Source organism: Dolichospermum sp. LEGE 00240 (assembly GCF_015207875.1).
Lineage (GTDB): Bacteria > Cyanobacteriota > Cyanobacteriia > Cyanobacteriales > Nostocaceae > Dolichospermum > Dolichospermum gracile.
The window spans coordinates 1-17,258 of the sequence record NZ_JADEVZ010000092.1; the positions used below are offsets into that span (position 1 = coordinate 1).

11 protein-coding genes and 1 pseudogene are annotated in these 17,258 nt (G+C 38.4%); 5 read left to right on the forward strand and 7 right to left on the reverse strand.

Features of this window, described 5'->3' with window-relative positions; genetic code table 11:
* A partial coding sequence (lipA, locus tag IQ226_RS21970) for a lipoyl synthase (RefSeq protein ID WP_193898920.1) occupies positions 1 to 898 on the reverse strand: 898 nt, incomplete at its 3' end.
* Between the two features lie 471 nt (positions 899 to 1,369).
* On the opposite strand from lipA, the gene IQ226_RS21975 reads away from it, so the two are divergent.
* Positions 1,370 to 1,942 (forward strand): response regulator, encoded by a 573-nt coding sequence (locus IQ226_RS21975; RefSeq protein WP_193898922.1) that lies wholly within the window; start codon positions 1,370 to 1,372, stop codon positions 1,940 to 1,942.
* A gap of 32 nt (positions 1,943 to 1,974) precedes the next feature.
* Complete coding sequence (locus IQ226_RS21980) at positions 1,975 to 2,274, forward strand: hypothetical protein (protein WP_193898924.1); 300 nt, start codon at positions 1,975 to 1,977, stop codon at positions 2,272 to 2,274.
* Between the two features lie 150 nt (positions 2,275 to 2,424).
* On the opposite strand, the gene IQ226_RS21985 is transcribed toward IQ226_RS21980, so the two are convergent.
* The gene (locus IQ226_RS21985) at positions 2,425 to 3,987 is read right to left on the reverse strand and encodes an NAD(P)H-quinone oxidoreductase subunit N (protein ID WP_193898926.1); all 1,563 of its coding nucleotides are present in this window, start codon (positions 3,985 to 3,987) and stop codon (positions 2,425 to 2,427) included.
* A 384-nt stretch (positions 3,988 to 4,371) separates the two neighbouring features.
* Between IQ226_RS21985 and gndA the strand changes: the two genes are divergently transcribed.
* The 3 genes from gndA to IQ226_RS22000 all read left to right on the forward strand — a co-directional run bounded on the left by gndA (position 4,372) and on the right by IQ226_RS22000 (position 10,083).
* A complete protein-coding gene (gene gndA / locus IQ226_RS21990) occupies positions 4,372 to 5,802 on the forward strand; it encodes an NADP-dependent phosphogluconate dehydrogenase (RefSeq protein WP_193898928.1) in 1,431 nt (476 codons plus the stop codon).
* Positions 5,803 to 6,221: 419 nt separating this feature from the next.
* Positions 6,222 to 7,931 (forward strand): serine/threonine-protein kinase, encoded by a 1,710-nt coding sequence (locus IQ226_RS21995; protein ID WP_193898930.1) that lies wholly within the window; start codon positions 6,222 to 6,224, stop codon positions 7,929 to 7,931.
* A 73-nt stretch (positions 7,932 to 8,004) separates the two neighbouring features.
* Positions 8,005 to 10,083: a serine/threonine-protein kinase gene (locus IQ226_RS22000; protein ID WP_193898932.1), complete on the forward strand. Its 2,079-nt coding sequence runs from the start codon at positions 8,005 to 8,007 to the stop codon at positions 10,081 to 10,083.
* Positions 10,084 to 10,157: 74 nt separating this feature from the next.
* On the opposite strand, the gene IQ226_RS22005 is transcribed toward IQ226_RS22000, so the two are convergent.
* The 5 genes and pseudogenes from IQ226_RS22005 to IQ226_RS25345 all read right to left on the reverse strand — a co-directional run.
* Positions 10,158 to 10,517 carry a hypothetical protein gene (locus tag IQ226_RS22005; protein WP_193898934.1) on the reverse strand — a complete coding sequence of 120 codons (360 nt, stop codon included), beginning with the start codon at positions 10,515 to 10,517 and terminating at the stop codon, positions 10,158 to 10,160.
* Between the two features lie 80 nt (positions 10,518 to 10,597).
* A complete protein-coding gene (locus IQ226_RS22010; protein ID WP_228039599.1) occupies positions 10,598 to 10,993 on the reverse strand; it encodes a hypothetical protein in 396 nt (131 codons plus the stop codon).
* A 148-nt stretch (positions 10,994 to 11,141) separates the two neighbouring features.
* Entirely contained in the window at positions 11,142 to 11,381 is a 240-nt protein-coding gene (locus IQ226_RS22015) for a 2Fe-2S iron-sulfur cluster binding domain-containing protein (protein WP_193898935.1), read from the reverse strand.
* A 447-nt stretch (positions 11,382 to 11,828) separates the two neighbouring features.
* Positions 11,829 to 16,916 (reverse strand): hypothetical protein, encoded by a 5,088-nt coding sequence (locus IQ226_RS22020; RefSeq protein ID WP_193898937.1) that lies wholly within the window; start codon positions 16,914 to 16,916, stop codon positions 11,829 to 11,831.
* Positions 16,886 to 17,131: pseudogene (locus IQ226_RS25345) on the reverse strand (ATP-binding protein); the annotation flags it as partial. The pseudogene IQ226_RS25345 and the gene IQ226_RS22020, both read right to left, overlap by 31 nt.
* Between the last annotated feature and the right edge of the window lie 127 nt (positions 17,132 to 17,258).

A 17,258-nucleotide genomic window follows, 5' to 3' on the forward strand; every position in this document is an offset into this window, starting at 1 on the left:
CCCCCGAATCCCCAGCGTGATAGGAACTACGAACCAGAGGACCAGAACGGACGTGATTAAAGCCCATTTCCTTGGCTATATTCCCCAGTTCTGTAAATTCCTCTGGAGTCCAATATTTTTTAACAGGTAGATGGTCTAAAGAAGGGCGCATATATTGACCAATGGTGAGGCGATCGCATTTTACAGATCGCAAATCCGCCATAGTCTCAATTAACTCCTCCATAGTTTCTCCATGTCCCACCATCACACCTGACTTCGTAGGAAGCTGATCATTCAACTCCTTAACCGTGGCTAATACAGCCAACGAACGCTCATATTTTGCCCCTCGGCGCACAGTTGGAGTTAACCTGCGGACTGTTTCGACATTATGGTTAAAACAAGCCGGTTGAGCCTGAATAATCATGGCTAAACTGTGACGTTGAACTGCCACACCCCCACCACCCCAAAAATCCGATGTCAGCACCTCAATTTGAGTATCGGGATTCATCTGGCGAATAGTCTCCATTGTCCTCACAAAATGACCAGCCCCTCCATCAGCCAAGTCATCACGGGCGACAGAAGTTAATACCACATACCGCAACCCTAAAAGCCGTACTGATTCTGCCACCTTTTGGGGTTCTTCCCCATCCAACGCCATTGGCGCATGACCCTTATCTACCTGACAAAAAGCACAAGCGCGGGTACAAGTTGGACCCATTAATAAAAAAGTCGCCGTTTTTTGGGCGTAGCATTCACCCCGATTTGGACAACGCCCTTCTTCACAAATTGTGTGAATTTGTCGCTGCTTAATGATACGTTGGACAGTAGATATTTCACTGGCTTTGCCAATGGGGCGACGCAACCAGCTAGGCATAGTCATAATTTCTGACTTGATATCAACTTGTTGTGGAGAATTCATATAACGATTTGTTAATTAGGCAAAAAGTAAGAGCGCGTAATGACTATTTACATAGAGGTACTGTAATTCCAGAATATACCCCAAACTGAGAAGTTACCTGAGTTCGACATAAGATAATTTTTGGAAAACTGCCCCAAATATGAGTCTCAAACCCTGATGATCTCGTTGAAAAAATCATAACTCTGTTCGCGTAACGTCTCCGAAGGAGAAACTCCTAACACCGAACTCAGGTGAAGTTAGATTCATAAATCTTCCACTACACAGGATATTAGTTGTGTGTAGTCTACACAACTATGATACAAATTGATCAAAACATCAGTGAAAGGTTCCTACAACTCCTGTGATTTCGGAAATTTATGTCATCAAATACTCCTCCCCAATCTACATAAATTTTGGATATAGTGAGAGAATTCCTAAAAGCAATCGGCAACCAGCCATCTAAACATAAAATTTTTAGTAGAGTAACCAGTTGTGACAAGTAACAAAATTTTAGTTATTGACGACACTACCGTTGTCAGGGTAAAAGTACGAGAAATGTTACCACCAGGTAATTTTGAGGTGATAGAAGCCAAGGATGGGTTAGAAGGATACAACCTCATCCTCAAGGAAAAAGTCAGCTTGATCATGCTAGATTTTTTGTTGCCAAAAATGAGTGGTTGGGAAGTTTTCCAGAAAATCCAGTCTCAACCAGAATTGCGGAAAATTCCTTTGGTGATCATGTCAGGACGGAAGGAAGAGGTAACGGAGAAATTAGTAGAACCATTTGAATATTTTGAATTTTTAGGCAAACCTTTTGATCAAAAGCAACTCGTTGGCGCTATCAAGTCGGCAATGCTGAAGTCGAAAAAGGAACGTCCAGACTTAAATACACCTTCAGTCAATCCGGCAAATCAGCAACCTGCCTCAGTTGCTGTAAATGCCGTAGATTTATCTGCTGAGATCAAATTACTAAATGACAAAATTATCAAGATGCAAGGAGAAATTGATAACTTGAAGAAACAGCTTAATCAAGTGGTGACTTTCATTAAACAGAGAATTAAGTAGGGTTTGCTAATAGGGGAGGGGACAGGTGACAATTGCAACTATCTGGATATCCTCAATTTTCCAAATCCGACAAGGAAAAATGCACCTATTTTGAGACACCATCAGCCAAAACCTGGCACTTTTTTGTAATAAAAATCCGCGAAACCCTTATTAATAAATTGATTTTAGCTTTATTTAGCAATCAGATAAATCTAAAAATAATGGCAAACAAATCACATTTTAATAGCGGGCATATCGCCATAAATATGCAAAAGAAAAACGGTATCATTCACAGTTCTTCAATTGCGAAAATAAATGTAGATAACACCAAACATGGTATTTTTAATGTGTAATTAATTTCGCCTACTTACTTAACTCTGAACTCCGAACTCCTAACACCGAACTCAGGTGGTATTGTTGCTGTTTAACAACAAAAATGGGCAATTGAATATTGAAGACCAGCTTCATTACCAATTACCCATTAGCAATTATTTAGGAATAAATTACAATTCCTGTGACTCGTTATTTGTAATAACACTAACTTGTGTACTGACAACTTTTGCTGCTTGCAACATGGGAGTGTTAGTAACAGAATTGTTAGCTAAAGTGAACAAGGGATTGGATAAGATTCCAGAAATGGTAGTAGCTATTAAAGTTACTATCAAACCCACTTGTAAAGGTCTCAGTCCTGGTAAATCCCAACGCACTTGGGGATAGTTCTTCACCACGTCGGACATTTCTTGAGGTTCTTTGACTACCATCATCTTAACTACACGAATGTAGTAATAGATAGAAACCACACTGGTAATTAAACCAAGTAAAACTAACCAGTAAAGACCAGCTTGCCAACCTGCCCAAAATAGGTAAATCTTCCCGAAAAAGCCAGCTAATGGCGGAATACCACCCAAGGATAAGAGAGAGACACTTAAACCCAGTGTTAAAAGTGGGTCTTTTTGATACAAACCAGAGTATTCAGAAATTTGGTCTGTTCCTGTTCGCAGAGAGAACAATACCACACAGGTAAAGCCGCACAGGTTCATAAACAGGTATACCAGTAGATAGAAAATCATACTGGAATAGCCGGCATCAGTTCCCGCAATTAAGCCAATCATCACAAACCCAGCTTGGGCAATGGATGAGTAAGCTAACATCCGTTTCATGCTAGTTTGGGCTAGGGCGACAACGTTACCCAATACCATACTTAGCACCGCAAGGGCAGTGAAAACAAATCTCCATTCATCTGCCACCATAGGGAAAACGGTAGTTAAGAGACGGATAGCCAGGGCAAATCCTGCGGCTTTAGAACCAACAGATAAAAAGGCGATAACTGGAGTTGGTGCGCCTTCATAAACGTCCGGTGTCCATTGGTGGAAGGGTGCAGCGGAGATTTTGAACCCAATACCCGCAATTACGAAAACCAGAGCAATTACTAAACCTAGTGATTGACCAACATTTGCTGTAGCGATACCTTGAGCGATCGCAGTTAATTCCGTTTGTCCACCAGATAACCCATACAACAGCGAGACACCGTACAAAAACACCGCTGTACTAGAAGCACCAATTAACAAGTATTTCAACGCTGCCTCATTGGAACGGGGGTCACGTTTTGTATAACCTGTCAACAAATAAGAGGAAATACTCAAGGCTTCTAAGGAGATGAAAATCATCACCAACTCATTAGCCCCGGATAAAAACATTCCTCCCAAAGTCGCAGTCATCAAAATGGCAATAAATTCGGCTAAAGGCGTACCACTTTGTTCAACGTAGCGAATTGACATTAATATTGTTGACATTGCTGACAGGGCGATAATTCCCCGAAAGACAATACTCAGGTCATCACCATTAAAGCTACCAGTAAAGGCAATGGGGTTAGTTGAATCCCATTGAAAGTATAGAGCAATAATCGCGGCTGTTAAACCCAGGGTAGCTAGATATCCAATCCAGCGTGCAGATGTCCGTCCCAAAATTAAATCAACAATCAAAACCCCCAAGAGGGTAATCATGACGATTCCCTCTGGTAAAATCGTTCCGGCATTTAACTGGGATGCAAAATTAGCAAAATCCATGAGATGTATAGGTTTTAGCGATTAAATATGATTGGCTAACACAAGTTTATTCTATCTATACTTCTGAACTAAAATTGCATTTATCCCTATGTTTTCAACTCGCAGATGCCGATTTGGCATTAAACGTAGCTAATTATACCCATCAAGAAAAACCATCATAATTGATTGTTTATCCTGACTCCTAAACAAACCTATTATTGGTCACAAAAACCTATGTAAAATATTGGCAAACTGTTTATGGCGAACCGACACGGTAATTTCTTAAATTCTTGAAAAACTCTTAATATCTTCTTTAGGAGTGAAGCCAAAATCTCGGACTACCCTTAAAGAGAAAGGATCTGCAAGAGAAAGAGCCAAACCCAAACAAAAGATTTAAACTGAACTATGACACTACAAAGCTTTGGTGTGATTGGATTAGCGGTTATGGGCGAAAATATCGCACTTAACGTAGAAAGAAATGGCTTCCCAATTGCAGTTTACAACCGCTCCCGTGAAAAAACCGATGCCTTCATGGCGCACCGCGCCCAAGGACGGAACGTTAGAGCCGCTTTTAGCCTGGAACAATTTGTCGCCTCATTGGAACGTCCCCGCAAAATTTTGGTGATGGTGCAAGCTGGTAAGCCTGTTGATGCAGTAATTCAACAGCTTAAGCCCTTACTTCAAGAGGGTGATATCATTATTGACGGTGGTAACTCTTGGTTTGAAGACACCGATAGACGCACTCAGGAATTAGAACCCATCGGTTTACGCTATATCGGTATGGGTGTCAGTGGTGGTGAAGAAGGAGCTTTAAACGGTCCTTCTCTCATGCCCGGTGGGACAAGAAGCTCTTATGAATACCTATCCCCCATTTTCAACAAAATTGCGGCTCAAGTTGATGATGGTCCTTGTGTCACCTACATTGGTCCTGGTGGTTCTGGACACTATGTAAAAATGGTTCACAACGGTATTGAATACGGCGATATGCAGTTAATTGCAGAAGCGTACGATTTACTGAAAAATGTGGCTGGTTTAAGTGCAGCACAACTCCACGAAGTATTTGCTCAATGGAATACAACTGACGAACTCAATTCATTTTTGATTGAGATTACCGCGAATATTTTCCCCTACGTAGATCCAGACACCAAGATTCCTCTCGTTGATTTAATTGTTGACGCAGCCGGTCAAAAGGGAACTGGTCGTTGGACTGTACAAACTGCTTTGGAATTGGGTGTAGCTATCCCTACAATTACAGCGGCGGTAAATTCCCGGATTCTCTCTTCCATTAGAGACGAACGGATTGCTGCCTCTAAGCAAATCACCGGCCCTAATGCTAAGTATGGTGGTGATATTGCCACCTTTGTGAACATGGTGCGGGATGCTCTGTATTGTTCCAAAATCTGTTCTTATGCCCAAGGTATGGCGCTGTTATCCACAGCTTCCAAAACTTACAATTGGGAATTGAATTTGGGCGAAATGGCTCGCATCTGGAAGGGTGGTTGTATTATTCGCGCCGGCTTCTTGAATAAGATTAAGAAGGCATTTGACGAAAATCCCGCTTTACCTAACTTGTTGTTAGCACCTGAATTTAAGCAAACAATTTTGGATAGACAAGCTGCTTGGCGGGAAGTAATTGTGACTGCGGCTAAGTTGGGTATTCCTGTACCTGCTTTTAGTGCTTCTTTAGATTACTTCGATAGTTACCGCCGCGATCGCTTGCCACAAAACTTAACTCAAGCACAACGAGACTATTTCGGTGCTCACACTTACAAACGAACTGATAAAGAAGGATCTTTCCACACTGAGTGGGTTCCCATTGCTGAATCTAAGAAGTAAGACACTTCTAGTTAAGCTTTCAAGTTAGTTATTGCCATTTATTTCGGCAAAATTGACTGTAGGGGCGGGCTATCCCCGCCCTTAATTGTAACTTCATTTTCTGGTAAATATATGGATATAATAAACAACAAAAGCAGCTGAGGATAAATACATAATTAAGCCAGCAATAAGTATAGACAGTTTTGATAGTTACTTAATTTTTAAAGAATTACCCGTGAATGTAGTTTTTGCATTGGGATCCAAGTTCGGTGGAAGCGGCTATTAGCGCAGATCAAAAATTTCTTGCTAGTAGTAGCGAGGATGGCACAATTAGAATCTGACAATTACCATAAAGATCTTGGTTTTCAGATGCTAGGGGAACGTAAATTACCTCGTTCCTTGTGTAGCCATTCATAACTCTCCATTCATCTCCCCGGATCATGCAAATATATTGCAGTCAACAACACATAAATAATGGCGGTCATCGTTTTTGTACTCAATGCGGTGAAGCACTACCTTTGACGGTGGGACAAGTTATTGATAATCGTTATGAAATTGCGCGGATATTGGGACAAGGTGGTTTTGGCCGCAGTTATTTAGCGATTGATCGGCAAAAATCTCGAAAAACTTGCGTTTTAAAGGAATTTGCCCCCAATGTTGTCAAACCCCAGGAGTTACAAAAGGCTAAGGAACTGTTTGAACGGGAAGCAAGTGTCCTCAAAAAAATCCAACATCCCCAAATTCCCCGGTTTCATGCTTCTTTTTCCGCCAAAATTGGGACTAAGGATTTCTTCTTTTTGGTGCAAGATTATATTGAGGGTGATAATTATGACCAATTATTTGCACAGCACCAAGGTCAGAGGAAGTCTTTTAGCGAGGAGGAGGTGATTAATTTATTGCATAATGTTCTGCCTGTGCTAACTTATATTCATTCTTTAGATATAGTTCACCGCGATATTTCCCCGGATAATTTGATTTTGCGCCAAAGTGATAATTTGCCCGTATTGATTGATTTTGGAGGGGTTAAACAGTTACCAGCTTCTCAGGGTTTTTGGCGGACACAACTGGCTGTAAATGCGACTTTGTTGGGTAAGAAGGGATACGCACCAGAAGAACAGTTACTTCAGGGAAAAGTTTATAAAAACAGTGACTTTTATGCGTTAGCGGTGACGGCTTTGGTATTAATCACCGGGAAAGAACCACATTTACTTTATGATAGCTTTAATGGGGTTTGGCTTTGGGGTAAGGAAATTAAGGTGAGTCCCAAGTTAGAGACTGTCTTAAAAAAGATGTTGGCATATAAGCCAAGCGATCGCTATCAAAAAGCCGAACAAGTTATTAAAGATCTACCTTTACCATCTACCTCATCTACACCACAGATTATGCAAACTTCTAACAATAATCCCAATCCCTATATTACTAAGTTGAAAACACAGGTGGTAGCACCAGGAATAAAGCGGGTTCGCAGTATTCATGGTGGTGTCCACAATCAGACAAGTTTGTTTGTTCAGAAAATACCTATGCCAAAATGGTTGCGGCCTTTTATGGTCAGCTTTATTATGACTACGGTAATGTTGTCAACAGGTGCGGGTATGTTTGCTTTAGGAAATTTTGCAGTTAAGGGAATAACCTCAATTAAATTTCCGCAAGTTGAACTTCCCAAAATCCCATCTAAGTATGATTATGAAGATGAAAGAAATCAAACTAATCGCACTATTCAACAGGTGTTTAGTCGTCTACAACAGTTAGAAATTGCTCCGGTATTTTTTACTAACACCGTTAATGAAGTTTTTTATGCCGAAAACCCAGAACTAAACAACCGTAAGTTAACTCAAAACCCCGAAGACGCAGCTTTGAGATCACAATGGAATGGTATAGCTAATAAGTTATTAAATAATCTAGAAAAGGCTAATTTAACTGAGCCTGCTAGAAAGAAAATAGGTAGTTATAGTCAACAGGATTCCCAACGCTGGGAACAGTTAGCTAAAGCGGGAAAATTAGGTAATTATAAATCTTTTCAGGATTTACGCGCAGATACATATCAAACTTTTGATCCCTTGTTTCCTGGTCAAGAACGTGGCAAACTAAATCAAAAAACCTTTCTACAAATCTGGTATGCGATCGCATCTGATAAAGTAGAAAATAAGTAATTGGTAATAGGTAATTGGTAATTTATCAGAACGAACAACGAACAACTGACAACTAACAACTGACCAATGACTAATGACTAATATATACTGTTCTCAAGGGCATAAAAATCCGTCCGGTAGTAGGTTTTGTCTCCAATGTGGAGACAGAATTGGCAGCGTACCGACATCTGGAAATCAAGGTATTCAAGCGGGACAAACTTTAGGCGATCGCTATGTTATTATTCGGCAAATTGGTCAAGGAGGATTTGGTAAAACCTACTTAGCAGAAGACCTGAACCGCTTTCGAGAAGCTTGTGTTTTAAAAGAATTTTCTCCCCAGGTACAAACTCCCTACATTGTCCAAAAAGCCGAAGAACTTTTTCAGCGAGAAGCAAGTGTACTTTACAAATTACAACATCCTCAAATTCCCCGATTTCGGGAACTATTACGCATCAACTTAAAAGGGAAAGAAAGTCTTTTTCTAGTTCAAGATTATATAGATGGTGAAACTTATAATTCCTTATTAAATAGTCGGCAAAAACAAGGTTTAAAATTCACAGAAATAGAAATCCGCCAATTATTACAGCAAATTTTACCAGTATTAGAATATATTCACGCCCTGGGGGTGATTCATCGTGATATTTCTCCTGATAATTTAATGCTTCGGAGTAGTGATAAATTACCAGTATTAATTGATTTTGGAGGTGTTAAACAAGTAGCCGCCACCGTCGCCTCTCAATATTACCAAACAGGGGGAATAGCATCTCCCACAAATGGCACTTTGTTAGGAAAAATAGGATTTGCACCCCCAGAACAGATGCAAACTGGTATGGTGTCCACCCACAGTGACTTATATGCTTTAGCCGTCACAGTTTTAGTTTTACTGACAGGTAAACAACCCCAGGAATTAATTGATACTTATAATTTTACTTGGCAATGGCGACGGGAAATCAGACTCAGTTCCGCGCTGGGAGAAATCATAGATAAAATGTTATCACCAATTGCCAGCGATGCCTACGGCGGGTTACACCAACGCTATCAAACCGCCCGTCAAGTTCTTCAAGTCCTCAATCCTCAATCTGTTAGCTATCCGCAAACTCAACCCCCCACATCTGCTACAGTTGCTATTTCTCCCCCGAAAATCCCCGTTCCTGAACCCGTGATGATTCCCACTCCTCCCCAACCAGGTATTTGGACGGGAAAAAATGTTTTGATTCTCGTTTTTGTCCTGACTATTGGGAGTTATTTATATTGGCAAAAACTTAAAACCCCTACCAACAATTTACAGGGAAATAACCCGATAATTTTACCCAGTCCCCATTCCACCGAAACAGAAAAAACAGAAGTAACTTTTTCACCAGAAGAAAGACAACGCAAACAAAAATTGAGCATTCTCCGTGAAGAATTAGATATAAATTATCAATTTTATGTTAAGCTGGTGAACCAACTTTTCCGGGAAAAATATCCCAATTTAAAAGGGCGTATTCTTAGTGATAATCCAGAAGATGAAAATTTAAGGGCAGAATGGGATAAAACCGCCGCCGAAGTCCTAGAAAAGCTAACAGCCATCACTCCTGACTCCCGCCGTCAACTGGGAACTTACACTGGTGACGAACGCGCCACATGGAAAGCCCAAGTTAATCAAATCAACGTTGGTAGTCGGTCTTTATATGATTTAGGTGATGCAGCTTTTTTCCGTGAATTTCCCGAACAAAAGAGTAAAAGTTTTATTAAACAACCCATTGGACAAGTTTGGTACGCATTTGTCAATGATCAACTTAACGCCATTCTTGACAAAAGCATATTGGAAACAATAGTCTTTCCTGAAGGTACTACAGGTAAAACAGTAAGTGGAACTCTCCAACCAGGAAAAGGTAAAGTTTTTATTGTTGGACTAACCAAAGATCAAAATATGGAAGTGAAACTAGAAGCAAATTCCAAAGTTTTACTCTCAATTTATTCCCCCTCTGGGAAAAACCCATTACTACAAGACTCTCAAACACGGACGATATCTGCAACATTACCAGAAAAAGGATTTTATGAATTTGTTGTTGTTTCCACAGCCTCAGAATCCGTAGATTATCAACTCACCCTAACCGCAGAAAATCCCCCAGAACCCGAACCAACAGAAGAACCAACTCTCACAGAAACACCCACACCTGAAAATAATTAGGACTTACGGATAGCGTAGCGTAAGCCATAAAAATTATCTGTGAGGGCTAGGAGTATGGCTTACCAAGAGTGAAACTATTTATCTTCGTCAAACTCAGACTTTATATGTGCGGTGGGGTGACTGGTTGACCCCTTTATTGTTGCTTCTAAGTGCTTTAATTTGGCTTTTTTAATTTCCTCTCTACTGTATTTTCTCCCCCCAATAGAAAGTGGTCTGAAAATAGAAGTATTTACTTGCGGACTAACACTATCGTTTAAACTATCATCTATTTTTTTGCGAAGAGATGATAAAAACATTATATCATTTCCTAGATCAGAAACTTCATCTTCATATTCATCCAAGTCTTCAATTTGATTGATTCTTTCTTGGTATTTTACCATCAAATTATCAACAGCTTCGATCATGAACTTGATATCTTTAAATGATAAATCCATAGCTAATTCCTTCCAATGATGACTGTAACTATTATTAATTAACTTTAGAGAAATACTTACCTATCTGTTGTAATGCTTTTTTATAAGGGAAATGCCGAAAACCCTTGAAGATGTAGCTGACTTAGGAAGCTACATCTGTGCTTTAGACAAGGGATGAAGGCTAGAGGCTTTCCTTTATAATCCTCCAATGGCATATCTTGAATGGGTTTCCACAGCCAGTGATTATCATAGTCATTAACTAATTCTAGCTGTTCTGGTATTTTTGTTCCTGCTTGTAATTGCCACCAATTTTTACCATAACCTGGATTAGCAAATGTTGATATTCCCCCTGTTGATTCCCCATCTGCTAAAGTAGTCATAACCCATACTCCCCCATCCTGATCATAGCAAGCAATATCTTTATCAGGGCGAACATTATCCATTCTGGGGGAATTGGCATTTCCTTGTCTATAAAGAATAATTGGTGTGTTGTTCATTAAGTGGGATTTTAGTCTTTAATTTGTGTATTAAATAGCATAATCCTTGACAAGAAACCATTGCTAGACATACTATATACCCATTTTGCTTATATACAGGATTGTTTATTCTTTGCTTCTTAGCATCTTTGCGCGAAACAAAACATAATTACCAAGTTGGATCACTAAAAAGATGCACCGTCAACTTCTCCTTTCCCGGTGGAACTGCGGTAATACAAGCCCGAATAACTTCCCCATCATCTAACTCTACAGTACAAGCGTGACAAGTCCCCATCAGACAACCCGTAGGAATTGATACCCCAGCCCGTTCCGCCACATCTAACAACGGTTCTCCTACTTCAGCATTTACAGTAATATCATCTGGTAAAAAGCTAATTTGCATAGTCATAACGGGTTTTGATTACTTAAAAAAATAGTTAAAAAGAGTAATTACGAATTATGCCCCTAAGTAGGTGAACACAATAAAACCAAACTGTGTAAAGAAAGGTAAAATCGCCCAAATCCTCTTGACTCTTGCCTTGCCATAACGACGATTTTCAATGCTAACCTACTTAACCAGCAATTCTCATTTTAAGGTTTCATGACATTTTAATCCTTACATTCTGATGGTTTTACAATTCTTAACGAATCCGGCGATGTGCCTCCAGCAAAGTCAGAATCGCGGATTACAGGGATTAAAAGATTGGGCGGATTAGGTTGTTTGCTATGATAAAAGGCACTAAAATCCGAGAAATCAGGGCAATCCGTCTAATCCGTGATTCAGACATTTTTCCCCGCGTAATACATATAATCCGCAATTCTAACCTGATTTTTTTCAAAATGAGAATTGCTATACTTAATCATCTTCACACAAAGTGCGGTAACTTTGCTCTTTATAGCCATCTTTTCTAGTCATATTTGGATTATACAGTAAATAATCTTTTAAAATATGGCAATTGCGTTTCAATAAACTTTCTAATTTAAGATCTGGCAACTTCCGTAAAATTACATTATCTTTATCACTACCAGCAGCCAATATTTGACCATCTGGACTAAAACTAACACTACTCAACTGTTCAGAATCACCTTTTAATATCATCAATAAAACACCTTCCTGATTCCACAACCTGAGTTTATTATCACTGCTTACTGCGAGAGTTTGACCATCTGGACTAAAGTTAACACTAATAAAACCATCACCATACCCCATCAGAGTTTTTTGTAATATACCATTCTCACCCCAAATTTTAACCGTACTATCAAGACTAACTGAAGCTAATAATTTACCATCAGGCGACCATGCTACACCATTTACCCTGCGAGCATGACTAGTTAAATTTTTGACAACTTCCCCATTTTTTGCCCATATTTTTACTGATTTATCATCACTAGCAGAGGCTAGAAATTTACCATTAGGACTAAAACTCACCCAATTAACAGCATCAGTATGGCCATTTAAAGTTTTAAGTAAAGTCCCATCTCGCCTCCATAATTTAATTGTTTTATCCTTACTAGCAGAGGCGATAATTTTACCATCAGGCGACCACGCCACAGCTAAAACTATATCAGTATGACCATTTAAAGTTTTGAGTAAAGTCCCATCTCGACTCCATAATTTAATTGTTTTATCCTTGCTAGCAGAGGCGATAATTTTACCATCAGGCGACCACGCTACACCCCACACTTGATCATTGTGACCCGTGAATATTTTTAGTAATTTACCATCTCGATTCCAGATTTTTATTGTTTTATCCAGACAACCACCAGCAATAGCATGACTATCAGGACTAAAACTAATACTTGTCACCCAATCATCATTAGTTTGGGAATGATGCAAATTCAGACTATTCCAACGCCATAAAATAATATTTTTATCCCTACCAGCAGATGCTAGAGTTAGTCCATCAGGGCTAAAACTGACACTATTTACCCAACTATTATGCCCTCTCAGAGTTTCTAGTAAATTACCGTCAAGACTCCAAATTTTAATTGTTTCATCCATACTCGCAGATGCCAGAGTATGTCCATCATTACTAAAATCAACACTAATAACACCGCTGCTGTGTCCAGAAAGAGTTTTGAGTAATTGACCTTCTCGACTCCATAATTTGATTTTTTTATCCATACCAGCAGAAGCAAGAATTCCACTATTAGGAGACCAGGCTATAGCGACAACAGCATCTTTATACCCCGACAAAGTTTTGAGTAACTGACCTTCTCGACTCCACAACTTTATTGTTTTGTCAGCACTACTAGAAGCAAGAATTTTACCATCACCAGACCAAGCTACAGCTAAAACCGCATCTTTATGACCTACTAAAGTTTTCAGTAGCTTACCTTCTTGACTCCACAATTTTATAGTCTGATCTGTACTAGCAGATGCGATAATTTTTTCATGAGGATGAAAACTGACACTATTTACTACAGATGTATGACCAAGTAAAGTTTTTAGGAGTTTACCTTCTCGATTCCACAGTTTAATTGTTTTGTCTTGACTAGCAGAAGCTAACATTTGACTATCAGGTGACCAAGACACACTATTTACCACATCGTCATGTCCTGATAGAGTCCTTAATAAAATCCCACGAGGATTCCAAAGATTAATTGTTGTATCTGCACTAGCTGAAGCTATTAAAGACTTATCAGCACTAAATTTTACCAGTCTCACCCCCAATAAATGACCTTCTAAGCGGTTACGTTCTTTGACTCCATAAACCGCTTGATACAGTGCAGTTAATACCTTTTCTTGAGTAAAAGTATTTCTCCATAGAGTTTTTTGCAATTTTCTTCCTGCTTTTAAACTTTCTTTAAGAGCATCAATACCTTTTTCAGAAGCAAATAAAGCCTCACTAGACGCACTTAGGGTTTTCATTTCACTATCTGTGGACGTAATCACAGAAGTAGTTAAGCCAAACATAGCAATAATAGAAGCTGTTAAGGCTATTTTGAGGGCAATATTTAATCTAATCGCACTCAACCGTTGTTTTTCCTGGCTGTCGGTTAATTTTGCAATCAATTCTTTTTCTTTTAATTCTGTTCGCAAATGTTCAATTTCCGTTTGACTTTCTTCTTCTCGCTTGCGTAGTTCTCGTAATTCTGCCAGTAAATTATCTGCTTGTTGATGTTGGATATGTTCTAAACTAACACCGTTTTGAGTTTTTCTTAATTCACATTTAAGACGCTCAATTTCTTGATAGCTATTTCTAACTTTATCCCGTAATGTATTAATTTGTGTTTGCAATCCAGATTCTTGTTGTTGTAAATAACGGATTAAGCTGACTAAATAATCATGAATTAATTGATAGCGTTCGGGAACATTGGGAAATATCACAACTAACCCAGAGCGAATTAAAATATCTAAAATTAACTCTAATTTACTAGGGTCTTCCAACTCTGAGAGTTCTAATGTTAATTCTGCGCGGGTTTTAAAAGGTCTTTTGTTATTATCATCGGTTAATAAGTATAAAACTAGAAGCGCGGCTCGTTCGTTTTCTTTGCCACATTCTTTAATTAATTCTTGAATATATGTTTGAATTAACTTATTGGGACGATAGGGTTCATACTGTGCAAGCGTAGTAATATATTTATCTTGTAATTGCGCGCCTACCAATTGCAATTCTATCGGACGAACTTCACCCAGTTCTGAAGACAAATCTGCAACCAAAGCATCAATCAAATCTGGTTCTAATTTGAGTTGGGATTGATAATGTAAACGTTCAGCTAATTTTTGAATGATTTTTCTGGCATTGTCAGGAGAAAAGTTATTCAGTTGATAACGAATATTTTTATCAAGAATATTATTATTAATTGCATCAATTGATGAGAGGTGTCTAAAATCTAGAAGGCGATGTAAATAATCTTCGCGCAAAGTTAAAATAACTTTTACAAAAGATATACCTAAACAATTACTAATAAATTGATCAAATGCTTGTTTTTCGTGAAAATCTGTGTAACCAAAGAAAAATTCTTCAAATTGGTCAAAAACCAAAACTGTAATTAAATGATTATCTGCATTTTCTCGTAATTGTTGTAAAATGTCATTAGCAGTTGTCAGAGGGCAAAACTTAGATCGAGATTCTGTTTCAATGGCTGATGGTTTCCCCATTTCTAACATAGCTTTGGTAAAAGATTTTCCTAATTCTCCTAACCAATCTCTATAAACTTGGAGGACAACTGGTACAGCAATTTGATCACCAATAGCGCGGTTTTGTAGTGCGGGAACTAAGCCAGCCGTAACGGTAGAACTTTTGCCAACACCTGACTGTCCATGAATAACTATTAATTTTTGGTCTGCACGACTAATTCTGCCAATTAAGTGATTAACATCAGATTCTCTACCAGAGGCGGCAATTTCTAAGGCTATACTATTACTACCAAATGTAGATATTAAAGTGGGGTTGGTGACTTGTCTTTGAGGTTGTAACCGTCCAGCCCCAATAAAGGGGACAAAACCATATTGTTGTTCTACAGACCGAAGTTTTTGTTTAATAATATAGGCTTGCAGATAGTGTCCTATTTCGAAGTATAATGATCTTAAATTATGTAATAAGCGAATATAACGATGGGCATCATATTGATGTTCACTGCTTTCTAAAGCTGATGACAGTTGTTGAGATGCCGTATTTATATATTCTTTTGCTACTGTTATTTGTCCGAGATGATTGAGGGCTTTTGCTAAAGTTAATAAATAAATTTGTTCTAAGATCAGAGGAAATAAATAATGATTTGATTCTGGGTGTTTTTTTTCTGTTTCCAATTGTAGTAATGATATATGCGCTAAAATACTAGCTTGTATCCAGTTTGAATTATGTACGGCTACCTGCGCTAAAAAACCATAATCACAAGCTAATTGAATTTTTCGACCATATATTTGATGTAATTCTAGGGATTTTTTAGCGACGACTTCTAATGCTGCCCATGATTTTAAACTATATAAGACTTCTAATAGTTGTTCAATAAATTCTGAAACTAAATCTATCCGTCCAGCGATTTCAAATGTTTGTAAACATTGCTGAAAATATGTTTTAGCTGATTGCCAATATCTTTCTCTCGACTTAGGGTTTTGTTCGGCAAGACGGCAGCAACATAATCCAATATAAAATAATAAGATGGATTGTTTTAAAAGATCGGCATAGGATGAATTAGATAATTCTGCTGTTCTACTAGTTGCATATTCTGTTAGCCCTAAATCTTCTTGATAACGCCAAAAACACAAACTTTTCTGAAAGTTATTTAAGGCAGAATCAATCCGATTATTGACATAATCATCTATGCCAAAAATAAATTCTAACCTAGCATTTAATTCTGCTTCGATTCCAATCCCCCTATCGTATAATTCTTGAATTGCATAATGCAGTTGATCACTGCTAATCCATACTTGTTCTAAGGTGATAGGATTAGTTTGAGCATAATTACTTTGTAAAACTCTCGTAAATAAATCGTCGGTTTCTTGGTGGAGAAATTCTAGTAATCCAATGGAAGTCATTTCAAATCTAATTGGTGTAGCTGCCCAACTAGCAAAATCGGGAGCTAACCGCAGGATTTTTTGTAAAACTTCATCATTTACCCAAAAAATTATCGGGATTTGATAGCGTTTACGAAATTCATCTCGGACTTGATTAATGGAACGCAGGAGATCATCTATGCCATAGATTGATTCAAACCCCATAATCATTAATCCAGCGGGTTGAGCGATGGTAATCTGTGATTGAATTATTGTATATAAACTTGTAGTATTTTTATCTAAAAAAATACTTTGAATGCGCTCATTTCCCCAACCATTGATTGCTAGTTGCCGCTGGATAATATCTCGCAGAAATTTGTAGTTACAGCATAGTAAAATAACTGAAAACTGATTTTTAGAAAAGGTAATTGCTCTTTCTAAACTACGTAGAGACTGTTGATTAGCAGCGATTATATTCTCTGCTTGCTGTCTTTTAAGCATAATTTAAATTTCTCTATCTCTGCTAAAACTGGGTTGAGTGCAAACCAAACTCCTTGATGATCACGATATTCAAATACGAATAAACTGCGTAATAAAATATCGTATTCTACATTGCCTCTAACTCGTTGATCTTGAATTACTTGAAAGATTAATTGACTTTCTTCGATATCAATGGCGTTAGCCCGGTAATCTCGTTGTCTTTGAATGACTAATTCGTAACCGTTCAGGGGGGTAGAAGAGCGATCGTTAAAAAATTACCTCCAAAATGTGATAAATTAAGTGACATGGAACTAAATCGCGTCAATCACTTAGAACAGATACCTCCAGAAGATTGGGGTAAGA